Source organism: Citrobacter amalonaticus (genome assembly GCF_037053465.1).
Classification (GTDB): domain Bacteria; phylum Pseudomonadota; class Gammaproteobacteria; order Enterobacterales; family Enterobacteriaceae; genus Citrobacter_A; species Citrobacter_A amalonaticus_H.
Genome location: NZ_JBALIF010000005.1, coordinates 167654 through 189108, shown reverse-complemented (window position 1 = coordinate 189108; position 21455 = coordinate 167654). Strand labels below are relative to the sequence as shown.

Genomic DNA, 21455 nt, shown 5'->3' with positions numbered 1-21455 from the left:
CGGACGGCGGCTGCGCCTTACCTGGCCTGGAACGAATCTGTAGGCCGGGTAAGCGTAGCGCCAAATTTATTCAATCAGCTTTAGCAGCGGCGACAGACAAAGCAAAATGCCGTACAGCAAAATCAGCCAGGTTTTCAGGCCGCGCAGTTTTTCCAGTTCAGTCACTTTGTAAATCAGAAAGAACGGGATCAGGCAGGAGACGATACCGTACAGCGGGCTGCCGAGCTGAAAGAATGCCAGCACTGAAACACGAAACGACACCCAAACAACCAGCGTGGCGACGATAAAGGCGCTGATCCCCAGCGTAATCATGCGCGGAGGAATTCTCTCAACGTTCACCATGCGAGCCAACACATTCAACATAATGCCCTTCATCGCTTCGTGAAAACCCAGGTAAATCCCGAAGAACGCGGTCAGTACAGCGAAGATATTCAGCACCGTCGAGGTGATGTGGATAATCGGCCCCGGAATAACCTGTGCGGCGAGTGCCAGCGCAGAGATGTTTTGCTCAAAGGCGGAGACCGCTTCCTCATGCGTGATAGAAAAGGTGAACGAGAAAGAGAAAAACAGAATGACCGCAATCAGGGTGATATAGCTAATGCGGTGAGTTCGAATCGCCATGCGCGTTGCCAGTATCCTGTCCGCTTCACGTTTGCGATAGGCGATATTCATGGGGTTGAGAACCTGAATAAAGACCGCAGAAAAGAAGCAAAACGGGATCGTGAGCAATACATCACGAAAGAAAACCGGGGCGTCAGGGAACGCGCTGATATTGCTCAGGTTCCAGTGCGGTATCATCGCCAGTCCAAACACCACGATGATAGCGACTTTGACCACTACCATCGGGCCGGAGATTTTAAACAGCAGCTTCTCGCCACCGGAGGCTACCGCCACCAGAGCCGCAAAAATCGCCACTTTATAGAGCAACGATTGCGAGAGATCGGCATCCGTCAGGCCGAAGGTGCGAAGATACGATGCGCTGTCGAACACCACGGAGAGTGAGTAGATAAAGATGCCGTGAAGGATCATCAGAAAATAGATAACACCGAGGAATACCCCCCAGTTTTTCCCCAGATAATGGCTGATCACATCCGTATAGTCGTTGCAGGTTTCACTTTCAGACAGCGTTTTCAGGTAGATATCCTGCACGATCCAGGTCGCCGGATAAGCAATCAGTGAGGCGGTAATAAAAACCCAGATGCCTTTCAGCCCAATCTGCACCGGCATTAACACGGTTCCTGCGCCTATCGCCATGCCAATGCACAGCAACACCCAGCCAAAATCGTAGCGGGTAAACGGTAATGACTGCGATGCCGGTTTACCGGACGTGTGGTAACTATCAAGTGGTGATGTGTCGTGCTGCATGGGGTCCCCTGCCAAATAAAGCCGTCACGGCTTGATGACCGCGAGGGGACGCAATTCTACAGAAGAGTGTGGGTCTCTGCCAGTTGGCTGATTGCGAGGCGTCACGCAAAGCGAAAGCGTCCTGGATGTCGGGCCTGGCGGGTTATCGTAGAATCGGCGGCAAGCCGGGGTTTCCCGGTGAGGCGCAACGTTGCGGGGGCTTAATCCCTGGCGGCAATGACGCTAGATGTAGAAAACCCCCGCACATTGCTCGGTAAACCAGGCAACACAACGGGGGCATCCCTATCTCTAGACAAGTTAAGGATAGCCGCGAACGGTTGCCATTGCAACACAGGCGGCGATATGACGCTGACTCAGATAGGCATTGCCTTCTGGCACGATTTAGCGGCTCCAGCCATTGTCGGTATCATTGCGGGCATGGTCGTGAACTGGCTACGTAGCAGGAAGTAATGTGCTAATGGGCGTCTGCCTGCCGCAGTGGCAACATGCGCCCGAAAAAGGCCGCAAGGGCGATCCTTGCGGCCTTTTTCGTTATTGCGGATACGGTACCCAGTCGCCGCCGTTGAGGCGAACGTACGGTTTATCCTGATACTGGATCACGATCGCGTTGGCGTTTTCTGAAACAGGCGCCGTTTGCGGCAGATTGCTGGTCAGTTTCGTCCAGTCCACGTTGTCTTCGGTGAAGATCTTGCCGTCCAGTACGCGCACCACGAGGTCAGAAATCGCCAGATAGCTGCTGGGTTGATCAATGATAATTGGCGCGCCCTGATGTGGGGCTTTCATGCCGAAGAATTTCACCCCGGCCGGGACATTGGTAATTGACGGGCTCGGGATATCACGCAGGCCAGAAACCTGCATTCTGTCACCTTTCAACGCGCCGCCATGTTCAGGCACCACAACAACCATCACCTTACGGCCTGATTTCTCAAGTTCGGTGAAGAACGCGTCCAGTTCATCAAAGAATTTCTGCGCGCGCGCTTTGTAATCTGCGGTTTTGCTGACGCCCGGATAGTGGTTACCGTCGTGCAGCGGTAAGGTGTTGTAGAAGGTAGCGCTACGGGTGTCCTTATCTTTTTCCGTGGCCTCCATCCAGCGTTGCAGCACGGCGGTATCGTCATACACCGGAGAACCATCAAAACCCAGTAGCGGCGTTGGTAAGCCAGATTGATCCATCAGTTCAGCCTGCATGCCCCCGTTTTCACGAACCTCTTTCAGGAAGCCGCCGAACTGGCCGTTATGTCCCATCATCAGATGCTGGGTAAAGCCCAGTTTCGAGAGGTTATCGAACAGATAGCAGTCGTTGCCTGCGGGTTGATACAGGTTCGTGTGCGACGGTTGACCGCAACTGGCGCGTAACAGACGAATTGCCGCCGGGCCGCTATACGAGGTGGCAGAGTTAAAGTGCTTAAATTGAATATCGAAATGCGACCACAGCGGATGCGACATCAAACCCGCCGCTTCAATGTCGGACCAGGAGAGCGAGCAGATGTTGATGACCAGCAGTTCAAACGGCTGAGCATCAGCAGGAAGCTCGGACGGGAAGGGGGTTTTGCGCTTCGCTTCCGCATTGTAAAACGTGTTCAGCCACGCGTTGAGATTTGCCGAGGTCGGTGGCGCGGTCTGAGCGGGGATATCCCCGACCACAGGGGCGCCACCGGCTGTAGCAACGGTCTCTGCTGCGGTTCCACCGGTCGTCGTCACCGTTGTCGTCGGTTGACCGGCAGGCCACAGTGAAAAGCTCGGGCCGGCCAGCGTCAGAACGTTCAGCCACACCATAATGGCTACCACAAATACCGTGACCCGAATCCATTGTGACAAAAACAGCCAGGCGACTAACAGCACAAACACGGCGCCGATCATCTGCCAGTTGATAAAACGGGTCGCCAGGTCGAGTAAATAGTCGGCACTGAATCCCGCGACCTGCGAGCCCTGACTCATAATACTGTCCGGGCCGGGTAGCCAGGTGTCATGCCAGAAGAGGCCAAAACCAATCGGAATGGCGACCCAGTGGCGAAGGCGATGCAGGCTGTAACGTGGGATCGGCATCAGCAGGAAGGCCATAAAGACCAGGTTCAGCAGCGGATGGAAATTCAGATAGCCCGCCCAGAGCAGGCCAAATTTCACCAGAAAATAGAAGTTCCAGCCAGAAAGACCGCGCCAGTATTGCCAGAGGGGGGAAGGCAGTGACGCTTTTTGCGTATGTTGAGTCATTTTTTCGTTGCCCTGGAAATAACCGCGCGGCGCAATGTTCCGGCCGGTTTAACATAACGAGGTTTAGCAAATAGCAGCCGGGTAGTATTACTGATCCGGCGCAGCGAATGGCGCGCCAGATACCCCAGCGGAAAGAAGATCAGTGCGCAAACCACAATGATTTGCAGAATATCACTGATGGTCATCATGATGAGTGCTCCCTTTCATCGTCCAGTAAACGTAGCGGCTGCGGGATGCGCCGCCACGTTTTGCCATCATGCTCGGCATTGAGAACGGGCTTCACATCCTGGGTTAGCGGCAGCGGCTGTCCCCACATTTCTGGCGACAGCAAGCGCATTTGCACCAGCTCCGCACTGATTTGATTATCTTCAAACCACACCATCCGGTTAGAGAAGAGATCGCCCGTTGGCAGAGGGAAGATATGATTGAGTGCGGTGTCGAGATCGTGTACGCGGCAGAACGATAAAAACAACACCAGCCGGTTTCCGCCAATGGTGACAATATCGCCGGTACGGTGTGGGCGACACATCGTTAACGCTTGCTCCACACGAATACCTGGTACCGGGCGTAGCGCCACCATCACGCCTTTGCCGTCAGCCGGTAGCAAGGTATTACTCATCATGTTATGCACTGCTTCGCAGAAGACGTCCCATTTCTGGAAACCGCGTAGCTTCATCGGTTGGGTCATTGACAGCAGTGTCGTGATATCTTCCGGCACGTAACGGCTAAACTGCTGGCCCTGCACGCTTTCAATCAGCGTCAGACAACGTGAGAGCGGGGCGTTCCAGGGAATTACCATATTAGCGCCGCATCCCAACAGCAGACGTTCGTCGGTGGCGCGCAGACTGGCGATGTTTTCGCGCACGAGAATTTTCAGTGCGCTCCCGCGCTGGCGACGCAGGGTATGAATGCTGCGGGCCAACGGTTCGATCTGACTGTTTTGCTGTAGTGAGAAGATGAGCGTTGCCGCTTGCGCGGTTCGCCCTTCAGTGAATAAAGCTTCATTACTGTCGAATAACTTCCAGTGTTCTGAGAGTGGCGGCGCGCCCTCCAGTACATTGACATTACTCATGATCCGCTTTTCATCACTGCGTTGCTGAATTTCAGCCTCTTCTTTCTGTTCCAGCGCCCATTGCCCTTCATGGTGGCGGATGGTGAGCTGTTGTCGGGCGCTGACGCCTTTTTCACTGCACCAGAAAGCAATGTCAAACAAATGCTGATCGCCCTGATAACGTAGGCTGGCAAGGCCGAAAAGCGAGCGGTATTCCCCCATTAACAGCGAAAACTGTTTATCATTATTATTTCCAGGGTTTAATACCAGTACAGAACACTGATGATGTCGCGTCCATTTATTCATTTTATCCAGCCACTGACGCAAACGTTCAACAGGTATATTTTGCCATGCATTATTGGCGCATATAAGAACGAATAAATAATGTGCCGGGTCCAGAGTACACAGCAAATCGCGGGTCAGAAAGCATAGACCCTTCTCAGAATTTGGCATAGAAAATAACTGAATCTTTTCCGGTCCGTGAGATTCCTCCAATCTGAATAATTTCCCAGGATCGTCGCCCATAGCAATGGCCGCGACTTTTGCCGTCTCGGTCTGAAAAGCAATCGTTTGATTCGCCAGACTAATTGCATCTTCAACGCGATCAGTATTTACCCACCAGACTCCGCCGGCTGGCATATGGCGTAGTTCATCCCATAATGATGAGATACCAATTGAAAATACAGGGTCCACAGCGTTCCTCGGTCGCTATTTTATCTGTTTATCAGTTTACTAGCGAAAGCTAAGAAATAAACCTAACATTGAAATTAAAGCGTATCAGATTTAGCATATGAATCAATCCAGTCTGCAGGAAGCCTTGCTGTGTCGGCATTTTCGGTTTTTTTGATGCGTATTCTTTCTGTCATCACAACCCAGAAAATGAGCAATTCCTGGTGTGACTGATTTATGGTGGGAAGTCTGCGGAATGCAAAAAGAAAAAAGGTTTGAAGCATGCCGGGTCTATTCAGCGAGATAAAACAATATGTCTGACAACAAACTCGATACTCCCTCTGACGCAACATTGGGTTATACCTTTCAAAACGATTTCCTGGCATTAAGCCAGGCTTTTTCATTACCAGAATTTGATTACACCGATATTTCCCAGCGAGAACAGTTAGCCGCTGCGATTAAACGCTGGCCACTGTTGGCTGAATTTGCGCAACAACAATAAGGAAGTCGTGGATGGCCATTCTTGGACTTCAGGGCGTACGGGGTGGGGTAGGAACAACGTCTATTACTGCTGCTCTGGCCTGGTCACTGCAATTATTAGGGGAAAATGTACTGGTAGTTGATACCTGTCCCGATAATTTGCTGCGTCTGTCATTCAACGTTGATTTCGTCCATCGTGACGGTTGGGCCAGAGCGATGCTGGATGGTCGTGACTGGCGAGAGGGCGGGATGCGCTATACCTCGCAGCTCGATTTATTGCCGTTTGGTCAATTGACCGCACAAGAACGTGAAACTCCCGATCGATGGCTGGAACGTCTGAGTGATTTTTCGGCGGCTCTCAGGACGCTAAAAGAGAGCGGACGTTATACGTGGATCTTACTGGATCTTCCTTCAGGCACCGCACCGTTTACCCGCCAACTGGTCAATGAGTGCGATCACACGCTGGCAATTGTCAAAGCCGACACCAACTGCCATGTCCGTTTGCATCAACAGGAACTGCCTGTGGGATCGCATATTCTGATCAACGATTTACGCGTTGGCAGCCAGTTGCAGGACGATCTCTATCAGGTCTGGTTACAGAGTCAGCGCCGCCTGTTGCCGATGGTGATTCATCGGGATGAAGCGATGGCGGAGTGCATGGCGGCGAAACAGCCTTTGGGCGAATATCGCAGTGACTCACTGGCGGCAGAAGAAGTACTGACGCTGGCAAACTGGTGTTTATTACATTATTCAGACTTTAAAAATCTGGGTCATGAAACCCCGGTCGGGAGTGCATCATGAGTATCCTGTTCCGGTGGTTGCTTATCCCGCCGGTTAGCGCCCGTTTAAGTGAGCGCTATCAGGGTTATCGTCGTCATGGCGCGTCGCCGTTCAGCGCGACGCTTGGCTGCTTATGGGTGGTGCTGGCGTGGGTCTTCATCCCGCTGGAGAACCCGCTTTGGCAGCGGATCCGTGCGACGCATACCGCGCTCTATCCCCATATCAATCCTGCGCGTCCCCGCCCGCTGGATCCTGCCCGTTACGCCATTCAAACACTTTGGCTGATGGTCATTTCACCGCGTCGGGAAACGACTCAACCCCGTTGGCAGACGTTTTCCCGTTTGCAGGGGGTCAGAGGGCGTTACCATCAGTGGATGGATGCGCTGCCGTCGCGGGTCACGAAAAACACCACGCATCTGGATAAGCAGAAGGAACTCGGTCATCTCAGCGTTGGGGTGCGCCGATTTATTATCGGGATAATCGTTACCTTCTCGCTCATTCTGGCGCTGATTTGTGTTACCCAGCCGTTTAACCCATTGGCGCAATTCATCTTTCTGATACTGCTGTGGGGTGTTGCGCTGATTGTGCGTCGGATGCCAGGACGTTTCTCCGCCCTGATGCTGATCGTGCTGTCGTTGACGGTATCGTGCCGCTATATCTGGTGGCGTTATACCTCAACGTTAAACTGGGACGATCCGGTGAGCCTGGTTTGCGGACTGATCCTGCTGTTTGCGGAAACCTATGCATGGATTGTGCTGGTGCTCGGTTACTTCCAGGTGGTCTGGCCGCTCAACCGCCAGCCAGTACCGTTGCCGAAAGATATGTCCCAATGGCCGACCGTCGATATCTTCGTGCCAACCTACAACGAAGATCTGCACGTGGTGAAGAACACCATTTACGCGTCGCTGGGTATCGACTGGCCGAAAGATAAGCTCAATATCTGGATCCTCGACGATGGCGGACGTGAAGAATTTCGTCAGTTTGCCCAGAATGTCGGGGTGAAATACATCGCCCGCACCAGCCATGAACACGCCAAAGCCGGGAACATTAACAACGCGTTGAAATACGCCAAAGGCGAGTTTGTCTCGATTTTTGACTGCGACCACGTGCCAACGCGCTCGTTCCTGCAAATGACGATGGGCTGGTTCCTGAAAGATAAAAAGCTGGCGATGATGCAGACGCCGCACCACTTCTTCTCGCCGGATCCGTTTGAACGTAACCTGGGGCGCTTTCGTAAAACGCCAAACGAAGGTACGTTGTTCTACGGTCTGGTGCAGGACGGCAATGACATGTGGGACGCCACTTTCTTCTGTGGTTCCTGTGCGGTGATTCGCCGTAAGCCGCTGGATGAAATTGGCGGGATCGCCGTAGAGACGGTGACCGAAGATGCGCACACGTCGTTGCGTTTGCACCGTCGCGGCTATACCTCCGCGTACATGCGCATCCCGCAGGCGGCGGGCCTGGCGACGGAGAGTTTATCCGCCCACATTGGCCAGCGTATTCGCTGGGCGCGCGGCATGGTACAGATTTTCCGACTCGATAACCCGCTATTCGGCAAAGGGCTGAAGTTTGCCCAGCGGCTGTGTTACGTCAATGCCATGTTCCACTTTTTGTCTGGCATACCACGGCTGATCTTCCTGACAGCCCCGCTGGCGTTCCTGTTACTTCATGCCTATATCATCTTTGCGCCTGCGCTGATGATTGCGCTGTTTGTCTTGCCGCACATGATTCATGCCAGCCTGACTAACTCAAAAATTCAGGGGAAATACCGCCACTCCTTCTGGAGTGAGATCTACGAAACGGTGCTGGCCTGGTATATCGCTCCGCCAACGCTGGTGGCGCTGATTAACCCGCATAAAGGGAAATTTAACGTGACCGCGAAAGGGGGGCTGGTCGAGGAGGAGTATGTCGACTGGGTCATTTCCCGTCCGTATATCTTCCTTGTGTTGCTCAACCTGCTTGGTGTGGCGGTCGGCGTCTGGCGTTATTTCTACGGACCGGAAAATGAAATGCTGACGGTTATCGTCAGCCTGGTGTGGGTGTTCTACAACCTGATTATTCTCGGCGGCGCGGTGGCGGTATCGGTAGAAAGTAAACAGGTTCGACGCTCGCATCGTGTAGAAATTTCCATGCCTGCGGCGATTGCCCGTGAGGACGGCCATCTGTTCTCCTGCACCGTTCATGATTTCTCTGATGGCGGACTTGGGATCAAAATCAACGGTCAGGCGCAGGTGCTGGAAGGACAAAAAGTGAATTTGCTGCTTAAACGCGGGCAGCAAGAGTATGTCTTCCCAACGCAGGTCGCACGCGTGTGGGGTGAAGAGGTGGGGTTACAGCTGATGCCGCTGACCACTAAACAACATATCGATTTTGTGCAGTGTACGTTTGCCCGTGCAGATACGTGGGCGCTCTGGCAGGACAGCTATCCGGAAGATAAACCGCTGGAAAGCTTGCTGGATATTTTGAAGCTGGGGTTCCGGGGCTATCGCCATCTGGCGGAATTCGCCCCCGCCTCCGTCAAAATAGTTTTCCGGTCTCTGACTTCTTTGGTTTCCTGGATTGTGTCGTTCATTCCGCGTCGTCCGGAGCGGGACGAGGTGGCGGTGCAACAACCGGATCAGGTTATGGCTCAACAATGATGATAACGCGATGAAAAGAAAACTCTCCTGGATTTGTGCAGTGGCAATGGGAATGAGCGCGATTCCCTCTTTCATGACGAATGCAGCACCTGCAACGCAACCACTGATAAACGCTGAGCCTGTCGTGGCCCCGGTTCCCGCCGTCGCTGCCCAGGCCAATGAAAATCAGCCGGTGGGACAGGTGATGCCGGGTGTCCAGGGGGCTGATGCGCCAATTGTGGCGCAGAATGCCCCTTCCCGGGATGTGACGCTGACGTTTGCGCAAATTGCGCCGCCGCCGGGCAGTATGGTGCTGCGTGGCGTGAACCCAAACGGCAGTATTGAATTTGGTATGCGCAGCGATGAAGTGGTCTCCCGGGCTGTGCTGAACCTGGAGTACACGCCGTCGCCGTCACTGCTGCCGGTACAATCGCAGCTTAAGGTCTACCTGAACGATGAACTGATGGGCGTGTTGCCGGTCACTCAGGAACAACTGGGTAAAAAGACGCTGGCGCAAATGCCGATTAACCCGCTGTTTATCACCGATTTTAACCGCGTGCGGCTGGAATTTGTCGGTCACTATCAGCAGGTTTGTGAGAACCCGGCCAGCAGTACGCTGTGGTTAGACGTCGGTCGCAGTAGCGCGCTGGAGCTGACCTATCAGACGCTGGAGGTGAAAAATGACCTCTCACACTTCCCGGTGCCGTTTTTCGATCCACGGGACAACCGCGCGGTGACGCTACCGATGGTTTTTGCCGGATCGCCGGATCGTACGCTGCAGCAGGCGGCGTCGATTGTCTCCTCCTGGTTTGGATCCCGTGCGGGCTGGCGCAGTCAGCATTTCCCGGTGTTGTACAACACACTGCCGGACAGTAATGCCATCGTCTTTGCCACTAACGACAAACGTCCTGATTTCCTGCGCGAGCATCCGCCGGTAAAAGCGCCGGTGATCGAAATGATCGGTCATCCGGAGAATCCGTATGTGAAACTGCTGGTGGTGTTTGGTCGTGATGACAACGATCTCTTGCAGGCCGCAAAAGGGATTGCCCAGGGCAACATTCTCTTCCGCGGTAGCAGCGTGGAAGTGAACGACGTGAAGCCGCTCGTGGCGCGAAAACCGTACGATGCGCCGAACTGGGTACGTACCGATCGTCCTGTCACCTTCGGTGAGCTGAAAACCTATGAAGAGCAACTGCAATCCACCGGGATGGAACCGGCTGCGATCAACGTCTCTTTGAACCTGCCGCCGGATCTCTATCTGCTGCGCAGTACCGGTATTGATATGAACCTCAACTACCGTTACACCACGCCGCCGACCAAAGACAGCTCGCGTATGGATATCAGTCTGAACAACCAGTTCCTGCAAGCCTTTAGTCTGACCAGCAATGAGAAGAGTAACCGTCTGCTGCTGCGTCTGCCGGTACTACAAGGGTTGCTGGACGGGAAAACGGATGTCGCCATTCCTGCGTTGAAGCTGGGCGCGATAAACCAACTGCGGTTTGACTTCGAGTATATGAACCCGATGCCGGGCGGCTCGATTGACAACTGTATTACCTTCCAGCCGGTGCCGAACCACGTGGTAATTGGCGACGACTCCACCATCGACTTCTCGAAGTACTACCACTTCATTGCGATGCCGGATCTGCGTGCGTTTGCGAATGCGGGCTTCCCGTTCAGCCGCATGGCGGACTTGTCAGAAACCATTGCGGTGATGCCAAAAACCCCGAACGAAGCGCAGATGGAAACCCTGCTTGACGCCACCGGGACGATTGGTGCGCAAACCGGTTTCCCGGCGATTAACCTGACCATCACCGATGATAGCAGCCAGATACAGGGCAAAGATGCGGATATTCTGATCATCGGCAGCATCCCGGAAAAACTGAAAGACGACAAGCGCATCGACCTGCTGGTCCAGGCAGCGGAAAGCTGGGTGAAAACCCCGGTGCGCCAGACGGTTTTCCCGAGCATCATGCCGGATGAAGCCGATCGCAAAGCGGATGCGCAGGCAACGGTGACGTCAAACGGACCCATGGCGGCGGTCGTCGGCTTCCAGTCGCCGTTCAACGATCAGCGCACTGTGGTGGCATTGCTGGCAGACAGTCCGCGCGGTTATGAACTGCTGAATCAGGCCATCAATGACAGCGGCAAACGGGCAGCGATGTTTGGTTCCGTCTCGGTGATCCGCGAATCGGGCGTCAATAGCTTGCGCGTGGGCGATATCTATTACGTGGGTCATCTGCCGTGGTTTGAACGCCTGTGGTATGCGCTGGCTAATCACCCGGTGCTGTTAGCGATATTAGCTGCCATCAGCGTGGTGTTACTGGCCTGGGTGCTGTGGCGTCTGCTGCGTATCATCAGTCGCCGTCGTCTCGATCCGGATAATGAGTGATAAAAATGAACGCGTTGCGTAGTGGTTTAGTCATGGTGTTAATGCTGGCTGCGCTGAGTGTACAGGCGGCCTGTACCTGGCCTGAGTGGGATCAATTTAAAAAGGATTACATCAGCCAGGAAGGCCGGGTCATTGATCCCAGCGACGCGCGCAAAATCACCACCTCGGAAGGGCAAAGTTACGCCATGTTCTTTGCCCTCGCCGCCAACGATCGTCAGGCCTTCGATTTATTACTGGAGTGGACGCAGAACAACCTTGCGCAAGGGTCGTTGCAGGAGCATTTGCCCGCCTGGCTGTGGGGACAGAAAGATCCTTCCACCTGGACGGTCCTTGACACCAATTCCGCGTCTGACGGGGATATCTGGATTGCCTGGTCGCTGCTGGAAGCGGGACGTCTGTGGAAAGCGCCGCATTATACCGATATCGGTAAAGCGTTGTTGAAACGGATTGCCAGCGAAGACGTGGTGACAGTGCCGGGGCTGGGCTCCATGCTGTTACCGGGTAAAGTCGGTTTTGCTGAAGCGAACACCTGGCGCTTTAATCCGAGCTATTTGCCGCCGCAACTGGCGCAGTATTTCACTCGCTTCGGTGCGCCGTGGACCACCCTGCGCGAAACCAACCAGCGGCTGTTGTTAGAAACCGCGCCGAAAGGCTTCTCGCCGGACTGGGTGCGTTACGAAAAAAACAAAGGCTGGCAGTTGAAACAGGAGAAAACGCTGGTCAGCAGTTACGACGCGATTCGCGTCTATCTGTGGGCGGGCATGATGCATGACGGCGACCCGCAGAAAGCGAGGTTGCTGGCAAAATTCAAACCGATGGCAACCCTGACAACTAAAAACGGCATTCCGCCGGAGAAGGTGGATGTCGCCAGCGGCAAAGCGCAGGGCAATGGCCCGGTGGGCTTTTCTGCGGCCCTGCTGCCTTTCCTGCAAAACCGCGACGCACAAGCGGTGCAGCGACAGCGCGTAGCAGACCACTTCCCGGGCAGCGATGCCTATTACAGCTACGTGCTCTCCCTCTTCGGACAAGGATGGGATCAGCATCGTTATCGCTTCACCGCCAAAGGTGAGTTACTACCTGACTGGGGCCAGGAATGCGCAAGTTCAAATTAAATTTACTAGGAGTTTCGCTTGGTATTGCCCTGATGCCTTTTGCCGAGGCTGCACCGTCGGCGCAACAACAGTTGCTGGAACAGGTGCGTCTGGGCGAAGCCACGCACCGTGAAGACCTGGTGCGTCAGTCGCTTTACCGTCTCGAACTGATTAATCCCAATAATCCGGATGTGATTGCCGCCCGTTTTCGCTACATGTTGCGACAAGGCGATAACGAAGGCGCGCAGAAGCAGCTCGACAGACTTTCCCAGTTAGCGCCAGGTTCTAACGCCTATCAATCGTCGCGAACTACTATGCTGCTGTCGACGTCAGAAGGACGTCAGTCATTGCAGGAAGCGCGTTTACAGGCAACGACCGGACACCCTGACGAAGCCGTCGCCGCTTACGATAAGTTGTTCAAAGGCAACCCGCCCGAAGGCGATCTGGAAGTGGAATACTGGAGCGTGGTGGCAAAAATTCCTGCCCGCCGTAACCAGGCCATCAACCAGTTGAAAGCGATTAACGCCCGCAGCCCGGGCAATAACACGCTACAAAATACCCTGGCGCAACTGCTGTTTGATAACGATCGTCCGGCAGAGGGGTTTGCCGTTCTGGAGCAGATGGCGAAATCGAACGCCGGGCGTAATGCGGCCGCTAACCTCTGGTACGCCCAGATTAAGGATCTTCCGGTCAGTGACGCCAGCGTGAAGGCGCTGCAAAAATACCTCACCGTGTTTAGCGAAGGAGACAGCGTAGCTGCTGCGCGCAGTAAACTTAGCGAGCAGCAAAAACAACTCTCCGATCCGGCATTCCGGGCCCGCGCGCAGGGGCTGGCGGCGGTTGACGCCGGACAGGGCGGTCGGGCGGTCTCTGATCTGCAACAGGCGGTAAAAGCCAATCAAAGCGACAGCGAAGCCGTGGGCGCGCTGGGCCAGGCCTATTCTCAGCGTGGCGATCGCGCCAGCGCCGTTGCGCAGTTTAAGAAAGCCCTGGCAATGGATCCGCAGAGCACCAGTCGCAGCAAATGGGAAAGTCTGCTGAAAGTGAACAGCTACTGGCTGGCGATTCAGCAAGGCGATGCCGCGCTGAAAGCCAACAATATCGACCAGGCTGAACGCCTCTACCAGCAGGCCCGGAATATCGATAATACCGACAGCTACGCGGTTCTGGGGCTGGGTGATGCGGCGATGGCGCGTAAAGATTATCCGGCTGCCGAACGCTATTACCAGCAGACGTTGCGCATGGACAGCAGTAATACCAACGCCGTGCGTGGTCTGGCAAATATCTATCGCGCGCAGTCGCCAGAGAAAGCGTCTGCCTATATCGCCACGCTCTCTGCCAGCCAGCGACGCAGCATTGATGATATTGACCGCAGCCTGGAAAACGATCGTCTGGCGCAGCAGGCAGAGACGCTGGAAAACCAGGGGAACTGGGCGCAGGCGGCGGAACTGCACCGTCGTCGTCTGGCGCTGGATCCGGGTAGCGTCTGGATTACATACCGTCTGTCACGGGATCTGTGGCAGGCTGGACAACATAGCCAGGCTGACGCGCAGATGAGCGCGCTGGCGCGGCAGAAACCGAACGATCCGGAGCAGGTTTACGCTTACGGGCTGTACCTGTCCGGAAACGATCAGGACCGGGCGGCGTTGGCGCATATCAACAGCCTGCCGCGCAGTCAGTGGACCAGCAATATTCAGGAGCTGGCAGAGCGGTTGCAGAGCAACCAGGTGCTGGAAACCGCAAACCGCCTGCGTGACAGCGGTAGAGAAGCCGAGGCCGAGGCATTGTTACGTCAGCAGCCAGCTTCGACGCGTCTTGATTTAACCCTGGCCGACTGGGCGCAGCAGCGCGGGGAATACGCTGCGGCGCGCGATTCGTATAACGCTGTACTGGCGCGCGAACCCGAAAATGTTGATGCGATGTTGGGCCTGACGGAAGTGTACATTGCCCAGGGCGACAAGCCCGCCGCGCGAGCGCAACTGGCAAAACTGCCCGCAACGCAGACGCCGTCCATCAACATGCAGCGGCGGATCGCGCTGGCGCAGGCGCAGCTTGGCGACACGGCTGCCGCAAAACAGACCTTTAATGCCCTGATTCCACAGGCGAAATCGCAGTCACCGTCGATGGAAAGCGCGATGGTGCTGCGTAATGCCGCGAATTTCCAGGCGCAGAATGGCGAACCGCAGCAGGCGCTGGAGACGTATAAAGACGCGATGGTGGCCTCCGGCATCACGCCAACGCGTCCGCAGGATAATGACACGTTTACCCGTCTGACCCGTAACGATGAAAAAGATGACTGGCTGAAGCGTGGCGTGCGCAGTGATGCGGCGGATTTATACCGTCAGCAGGATCTGAACGTCACGCTGGAACATGACTACTGGGGATCGAGCGGCACCGGCGGCTATTCTGATCTGAAAGCGCATACCACCATGCTGCATGTGGATGCGCCGTATTCGGACGGTCGCATGTTCTTCCGAACCGATCTGGTTAACATGAACGCCGGCAGCTTCAAGACCGATGAGAACGGTCGTTACGACAATAACTGGGGCACCTGTACGCTGGAAGACTGTAGCGGTAGCCGCAGCCAGTCGGATACGGGCGCGAGCGTCGCCGTGGGCTGGAAGAACGACACCTGGAGCTGGGATATTGGCACCACCCCGATGGGCTTTAACGTGGTTGATGTGGTCGGCGGCGTCAGTTACAGCAGTGATATCGGACCGTTAGGTTACACCCTGAACGCGCACCGTCGCCCCATTTCCAGTTCGTTGCTGGCTTTTGGCGGGCAGAAAGATGCGAAAAGCCATAACGGTGACAGTAACGAGATTAACACCGGTAAAAAATGGGGCGGCGTCCGTGCCGATGGCGGTGGCATCAGTCTCAGTTACGACAAAGGCGAAGCTAACGGCGTCTGGGCTTCGCTCAGCGCCGATCAGCTAACCGGGAAAAACGTTGAGGATAACTGGCGCGTCCGCTGGATGACGGGCTATTACTACAAAGTTATCAACGAGAATAACCGTCGTGTGACCGTCGGCCTGAATAATATGATTTGGCACTACGACAAAGACCTGAGCGGCTATTCCCTCGGTCACGGCGGCTACTACAGTCCGCAGGAATATCTCTCTTTTGCCGTGCCGGTGATGTGGCGTCAGCGGACAGAAAACTGGTCCTGGGAACTGGGGGGGTCTGTATCGTGGTCGCATTCGCGTACCAAAACGATGCCGCGCTATCCACTGATGAACCTTATTCCGACGGATTACCAGAAAGAGGCCAGCGATCAGACCAATGATGGCGGAAGCAGTCAGGGATTTGGTTATACCGCACGGGCGCTGATCGAGCGTCGGGTAACCTCTAACTGGTTTATCGGGACGGCCGTTGATATTCAAGAGGCGAAGGATTACACCCCAAGCCATTTCTTGCTGTATGTCCGCTATTCCGCTGCGGGCTGGCAAGGGGACATGGATCTGCCACCGCAACCGCTGGTGCCTTACGCAGACTGGTAATCAGAAACGTCCTTTTCAGATACTGCCTCTCTCAATGCCGCCGCAATCAGGTATACTCGGGCGGCAATCTGGGATTTTCGGGGGAGGCAATATTGCGCGTCAGTCGCTCGTTAACAATTAAGCAGATGGCAATGGTTGCGGCCGTTGTCATGGTGTTCGTATTTCTGTTTTGCACCGTTTTGCTGTTTCATCTGGTACAGCAGAACCGCTATAACACGGCGACGCAACTGGAAAGTATTGCACGTTCTGTACGTGAACCTTTATCTGCCTCAATTTTAAAAGCGGATATCCCCGGTGCCGAAGCGATTCTGGCCAGCATCAAACCCGCTGGCGTGGTGCAGCGTGCTGATGTGGTGTTGCCAAACCAGTTCCAGGCGTTGCGCATGAGCTTTATCCCGGAACGTTCCGTACCAGTGATGGTCACCCGACTTTTCGAATTGCCGGTGCAAATCTCACTCCCCGTTTATTCACTTGAGCGCCCCGCCAATCCCCAACCGCTGGCGTATCTGGTGCTGCAGGCCGACTCCTATCGGATGTATAAGTTCGTGATGAGCACGCTGTCTACGTTAGTGACCATTTACTTACTTTTGTCACTGATGCTGACGGTGGCGATAAGCTGGTGCATCAATCGCCTGATTTTACACCCATTGCGCAAAATCGCCCGTGAGCTAAATGAAATCTCGCAACAGGATTTACTGGGTTATCAGCTGACGTTGCCCCGTCTGCATCAGGATGATGAAATCGGGTTACTGGTGCGTAGCTACAACCTCAATCAGCAACTGATACAACGCCATTGTGAGGAACAGGCTGATAACGCGATGCGTTTTCCGGTTTCCGAACTGCCGAATAAAGTGTTTCTGATGGGGCTGCTTGAGCAGGTTGTCACCCGTCAGCAGACCACGGCGCTGATGATTGTGACCTGTGAAACGTTGCGTGATACCGCTGGCGTCTTGAAGGAATCGCAGCGGGAGATCCTGTTACTCACGCTGGTGGAGAAACTGAAATCGGTGCTGTCGCCGCGAATGGTCCTTGCACAGATCAGCGGTTACGATTTCGCGATTATTGCCCACGGAGTGAAAGAGCCGTGGCACGCCATTACGTTAGGTCAGCAAGTGCTTACTATCATGAATGAGCGGTTACCGATTCAGGGGCTCCAGCTCCGGCCAAGTTGTTGCATCGGTGTGGCGATGTACTATGGCGATCTCAGTGCAGAACAACTCTATGGTCGCGCCGTTTCCGCCGCGTTTACCGCCCGGCTCAAGGGAAAAAACCAGATTCAGTTCTTTGACCCGGAGCAGATGGAGGCGGCGCAGAAACGACTCACCGAAGAGAGCGATATTCTGACCGCGCTGGATACCCATCGGTTTGCGCTGTGGTTGCAGCCGCAAGTCGAAATGAGCAGCGGCAAGGTGGTCAGTGCTGAAGCCTTATTACGTATGCAGCAGCCCGATGGCAGTTGGGAATTGCCTGAGGGGTTAATTGAGCGCATTGAATCCTGCGGTCTGATGATTACCGTGGGCCACTGGGTGCTGGAAGAGTCCTGTCGCCAGCTTGCCGCCTGGCAAGAGCGTGGGATCACGCTGCCGCTGTCGGTGAATCTGTCGGCGCTACAGCTGATGCACCCGGATATGGTGTCCGACATGCTGGAGCTGTTAAACCGATACCGCATCCAGCCAGGCTCATTGATTCTGGAAGTCACAGAAAGCCGCCATATCGACGACCCGAACGCCGCCGTGGCGATTTTGCGCCCGTTGCGTAACGCCGGTGTGCGCATCGCGCTCGACGATTTTGGTATGGGCTACGCAGGGCTGCGTCAGCTCCAGCATATGAAATCCTTACCAATCGATGTACTGAAAATCGACAAAATGTTTGTGGAGGGGCTGCCAGAAGATAGCAGTATGGTTTCCGCGATTATCCTGCTGGCGCGCACTCTGAAATTACAGATGGTTGCGGAAGGCATCGAAACCGAAGCGCAACGTGAATGGCTGGCTAAGGCAGGGGTGGAAATCGCTCAGGGCTTCCTTTTTGCCCACGCCGTTCCCGCAAAAACCTTCGAAGAACGGTACCTGGCGCACGACTGAAGCGATAACAAAACTTTAAAAAGGTCCGGCTTGTGCGAGCCAGTTCAAATTTTTTAACATTTTTGTATCAATTATGATCCAGGTGCATTTCTGTCATGTTGTCCGGGTGTTATTTTAAGGCCGCAGGTTAACCATAACCTTACAAGACCTGTGGTTTTTACTTCAAGGACACCCTATGAAAACCTCTCTGTTCAAAAGCCTTTATTTTCAGGTCCTGACAGCAATTGCCATTGGTATCCTCCTTGGCCATTACTACCCTGAATTAGGCGCACAAATGAAACCGCTTGGCGACGCGTTCGTTAAGCTGATTAAGATGGTCATCGCACCTGTCATCTTCTGTACTGTCGTTACCGGCATTGCAGGGATGGAAAGCATGAAGGCGGTGGGCCGCACTGGTGCGGTCGCGCTGCTTTACTTTGAAATTGTCAGTACGATTGCGCTGATCATTGGTCTCATCATCGTTAACGTGGTGCAACCGGGGGCCGGGATGAACGTTGATCCCGCGACGCTGGATGCAAAAGCGGTGGCGATTTACGCCGAACAGGCAAAAGACCAGGGGATCGTAGGCTTCCTGATGGATATTATTCCGGGCAGCGTCATTGGCGCCTTTGCCAGCGGTAACATCCTGCAGGTGCTGCTGTTTGCGGTGATGTTTGGGTTTGCCCTGCACCGTCTTGGCAGCAAAGGCCAACTGATTTTCAACGTCATTGAAAGCTTCTCGCAGGTCATTTTCGGCATCATCAATATGATCATGCGTCTGGCGCCTATCGGGGCGTTCGGGGCGATGGCGTTTACTATCGGTAAATATGGCGTGGGTACGCTGGTACAGTTGGGGCAACTCATTGTCTGCTTCTACATTACCTGTATCCTGTTTGTGGTGGTGGTATTGGGTTCAATTGCCCGCGCCACAGGCTTCAGCATCTTCAAATTTATCCGTTATATCCGTGAAGAGCTGTTGATCGTGCTGGGTACGTCCTCTTCTGAGTCTGCGCTGCCGCGTATGCTCGATAAGATGGAGAAGCTCGGCTGTCGCAAGTCGGTCGTAGGGCTAGTGATTCCCACCGGGTATTCGTTTAACCTGGACGGGACATCGATCTACCTGACGATGGCGGCGGTGTTCATCGCTCAGGCCACCAACAGCCATATGGATATTTTCCATCAGATAACGCTGCTGGTTGTGCTTCTGCTCTCCTCGAAAGGTGCTGCAGGCGTTACCGGAAGTGGCTTTATCGTTCTGGCGGCGACTATCTCGGCCGTCGGTCATCTGCCGGTTGCTGGTCTGGCGCTGATCCTCGGTATCGACCGCTTTATGTCTGAAGCCCGCGCGCTGACTAACCTGGTCGGTAACGGCGTGGCAACGGTAGTGGTTGCGAAATGGGTGAAAGAGCTGGATCACAAAAAGCTTGATGATGTGCTGAATAACCGTGCGCCGGATGGCAAAACGCACGAAATCTCCTCTTAATCTCGATACTTATGACCGTAGTCCTTGTGGGGCTGCGGTCACCTGCGCATAATTGACCCCTGCACCCGAATCCTTCACCATGGAGGTTTCGGGATTATTTCACTTCTTCCGTGACATTTTCATGTTCTTGCGGTCTAACACGAAGTGTTTTTAACGTCATATTCAGATAAGCCCACGTGGGGTTGTCTTTTATTACCAGGATTGCTGATCAGGGGTTCACATGCAGGGCACAAAAATTCGACTTATAGCGGGCGGTTTGCTGATGATGGCCAGTGCTGGCTATGTGCAGGCAGACGCGCTCCAGCCTGACCCGGCATGGCAACAGGGGACGCTGGCAAATGGTTTACAGTGGCAAGTGTTAGCCACTCCGCAGCGCCCCAGCGACCGTATCGAGGTCCGTCTGCTGGTAAATACCGGTTCGCTCACCGAAAGTACTCAACAGAGCGGTTTCAGCCACCTTATTCCCCGTATTGCGTTAACCCAGAGCGGTGGCCTTGACGCCACGCAAGCGCGTTCACTTTGGCAACAGGGATTTGACCCTAAACGCCCGATGCCGCCTGTTACTGTTTCTTACGATTCCACGCAATACAATCTCAGCCTGCCGAATAACCGTAACGATCTGCTGAAAGAGTCGCTGAATTATCTGGCGCACACGATGGGTAAACTTGCCATCACCCCCGAAACCGTCACGCATGCGCTCAACAGTGAAGATATGGTGACCACACTGCCCGTGGACACCAAAGAAGGCTGGTGGCGCTATCGCCTGAAAGGTTCCGCCTTGCTGGGGCACGACCCCGCCGAACCGGTAAAAAAACCGGTTGATGCGGCGAAAGTGCACGATTTCTATCAGAAATGGTATACCCCGGATGCGATGACGCTGATTATCGTTGGCAACGTTGATGCACGCTCAGTGGCTGAACAAATCAACAAAACGTTTGGCGAGCTGAAAGGTAAACGTGAAACGCCAGCTCCGGTGCCGACACTCTCGCCGCTGCGTGCGGAAGCTGTCAGCATTATGACCGATGCGGTGCGCCAGGATCGCCTCTCTCTTATGTGGGATACGCCGTGGCAGCCGATTCGCGAATCCGCCGCACTGTTACGTTACTGGCGCGCCGATCTAGCCCGTGAGGCGCTGTTCTGGCACGTTCAGCAGGCGTTAAGCAAAAACAACACCAAAGATATTGGTCTTGGCTTTGACTGCCGCGTACTGTTCCAGCGCGCGCAATGTGCAATCAACATTGAATCGCCAAACGACAAGCTCAAAACCAATTTGAGCACCGTGGCGCGTGAGCTGGCGAAAGTGCGGGATAACGGTCTGCCGGAAGAAGAGTTCAATGCGCTGGTGGCGCAAAAGAATCTGGAACTGCAAAAACTGTTTGCAACCTATGCCCGCACTGATACCGATATTTTGATCAGCCAGCGTCTGCGCTCACTGCAAAATCAGGTGGTGGATATCGCACCAGAGCAGTACCAGCGTCTGCGTCAGGACTTCCTGAACAGTCTGACCGTTGCGATGCTGAATCAGGATCTGCGTCAGCAGTTGTCGCAGGATATGGCGTTGATTCTGTTGCAACCGAAAGGTGAACCGGAATTCAACATGAAAGAGTTGCAGGCGACGTGGGACCAAATCATGGCCCCGGCGACCGCTGCGGCAGCGTCTGTTGAAACGGATGATGCGCATCCGGAAGTGACAGATATTCCGGCAGCGCAGTAAGGGGATTGCCTGATGACGCTGCGCTTATCAGGCCTACAAAAAGT

The 21455-nt window shown here is 54.5% G+C and carries 14 protein-coding genes; 10 read left to right on the top strand and 4 right to left on the bottom strand.

Annotation, left to right across the window (positions count from 1 at the left end):
* Nucleotides 1-66: 66 nt before the first annotated feature.
* On the bottom strand, nucleotides 67-1365 hold the full coding sequence (locus tag WB371_RS10550) for a transporter (RefSeq protein ID WP_336220015.1): 1299 nt from the start codon (nucleotides 1363-1365) through the stop codon (nucleotides 67-69).
* Nucleotides 1366-1707: 342 nt separating this feature from the next.
* On the opposite strand from WB371_RS10550, the gene WB371_RS10545 reads away from it, so the two are divergent.
* On the top strand, nucleotides 1708-1815 hold the full coding sequence (locus WB371_RS10545) for a type I toxin-antitoxin system toxin Ldr family protein (RefSeq protein WP_336220014.1): 108 nt from the start codon (nucleotides 1708-1710) through the stop codon (nucleotides 1813-1815).
* Nucleotides 1816-1896: 81 nt separating this feature from the next.
* Here the strand turns inward: WB371_RS10545 and bcsG are convergent, their stop codons facing one another.
* Genes bcsG through bcsE form a run of 3 tightly spaced genes read right to left on the bottom strand, consistent with a single transcriptional unit; the run spans nucleotide 1897 to nucleotide 5320 of the window.
* Nucleotides 1897-3576 carry a cellulose biosynthesis protein BcsG gene (gene bcsG / locus WB371_RS10540; RefSeq protein WP_336220013.1) on the bottom strand — a complete coding sequence of 560 codons (1680 nt, stop codon included), beginning with the start codon at nucleotides 3574-3576 and terminating at the stop codon, nucleotides 1897-1899.
* Nucleotides 3573-3764 (bottom strand): cellulose biosynthesis protein BcsF, encoded by a 192-nt coding sequence (gene bcsF / locus WB371_RS10535; RefSeq protein ID WP_042998550.1) that lies wholly within the window; start codon nucleotides 3762-3764, stop codon nucleotides 3573-3575. Before bcsF ends, bcsG begins: the two co-directional genes overlap by 4 nt.
* Entirely contained in the window at nucleotides 3761-5320 is a 1560-nt protein-coding gene (bcsE, locus tag WB371_RS10530) for a cellulose biosynthesis c-di-GMP-binding protein BcsE (RefSeq protein WP_336220012.1), read from the bottom strand. Before bcsE ends, bcsF begins: the two co-directional genes overlap by 4 nt.
* Before the next feature lie 289 nt (nucleotides 5321-5609).
* Between bcsE and bcsR the strand changes: the two genes are divergently transcribed.
* The 9 genes from bcsR to WB371_RS10485 all read left to right on the top strand — a co-directional run bounded on the left by bcsR (nucleotide 5610) and on the right by WB371_RS10485 (nucleotide 21411).
* Complete coding sequence (gene bcsR, locus WB371_RS10525) at nucleotides 5610-5798, top strand: cellulose biosynthesis protein BcsR (RefSeq protein ID WP_336220011.1); 189 nt, start codon at nucleotides 5610-5612, stop codon at nucleotides 5796-5798.
* An 11-nt stretch (nucleotides 5799-5809) separates the two neighbouring features.
* Nucleotides 5810-6577 (top strand): cellulose biosynthesis protein BcsQ, encoded by a 768-nt coding sequence (bcsQ, locus tag WB371_RS10520; RefSeq protein WP_336220010.1) that lies wholly within the window; start codon nucleotides 5810-5812, stop codon nucleotides 6575-6577.
* A complete protein-coding gene (bcsA, locus tag WB371_RS10515) occupies nucleotides 6574-9195 on the top strand; it encodes a UDP-forming cellulose synthase catalytic subunit (protein WP_336220009.1) in 2622 nt (873 codons plus the stop codon). Before bcsQ ends, bcsA begins: the two co-directional genes overlap by 4 nt.
* A 10-nt stretch (nucleotides 9196-9205) precedes the next feature.
* Nucleotides 9206-11563, top strand: a complete 2358-nt coding sequence (bcsB, locus tag WB371_RS10510; protein ID WP_336220008.1) for a cellulose biosynthesis cyclic di-GMP-binding regulatory protein BcsB — start codon at nucleotides 9206-9208, stop codon at nucleotides 11561-11563.
* Nucleotides 11564-11568: 5 nt separating this feature from the next.
* Nucleotides 11569-12675 carry a cellulose synthase complex periplasmic endoglucanase BcsZ gene (gene bcsZ / locus WB371_RS10505; protein ID WP_336220190.1) on the top strand — a complete coding sequence of 369 codons (1107 nt, stop codon included), beginning with the start codon at nucleotides 11569-11571 and terminating at the stop codon, nucleotides 12673-12675.
* Nucleotides 12657-16154, top strand: coding sequence for a cellulose synthase complex outer membrane protein BcsC (bcsC, locus tag WB371_RS10500; RefSeq protein ID WP_336220007.1), 3498 nt, complete (start codon nucleotides 12657-12659; stop codon nucleotides 16152-16154). The genes bcsZ and bcsC overlap by 19 nt, the downstream gene beginning before the upstream one ends.
* A gap of 92 nt (nucleotides 16155-16246) precedes the next feature.
* The gene (gene hmsP / locus WB371_RS10495) at nucleotides 16247-18235 is read left to right on the top strand and encodes a biofilm formation regulator HmsP (RefSeq protein WP_336220006.1); all 1989 of its coding nucleotides are present in this window, start codon (nucleotides 16247-16249) and stop codon (nucleotides 18233-18235) included.
* Nucleotides 18236-18410: 175 nt separating this feature from the next.
* Entirely contained in the window at nucleotides 18411-19697 is a 1287-nt protein-coding gene (gene dctA / locus WB371_RS10490; RefSeq protein WP_336220005.1) for a C4-dicarboxylate transporter DctC, read from the top strand.
* 220 nt (nucleotides 19698-19917) lie between these two features.
* Nucleotides 19918-21411, top strand: a complete 1494-nt coding sequence (locus tag WB371_RS10485; RefSeq protein WP_336220004.1) for a pitrilysin family protein — start codon at nucleotides 19918-19920, stop codon at nucleotides 21409-21411.
* Nucleotides 21412-21455: the final 44 nt, after the last annotated feature.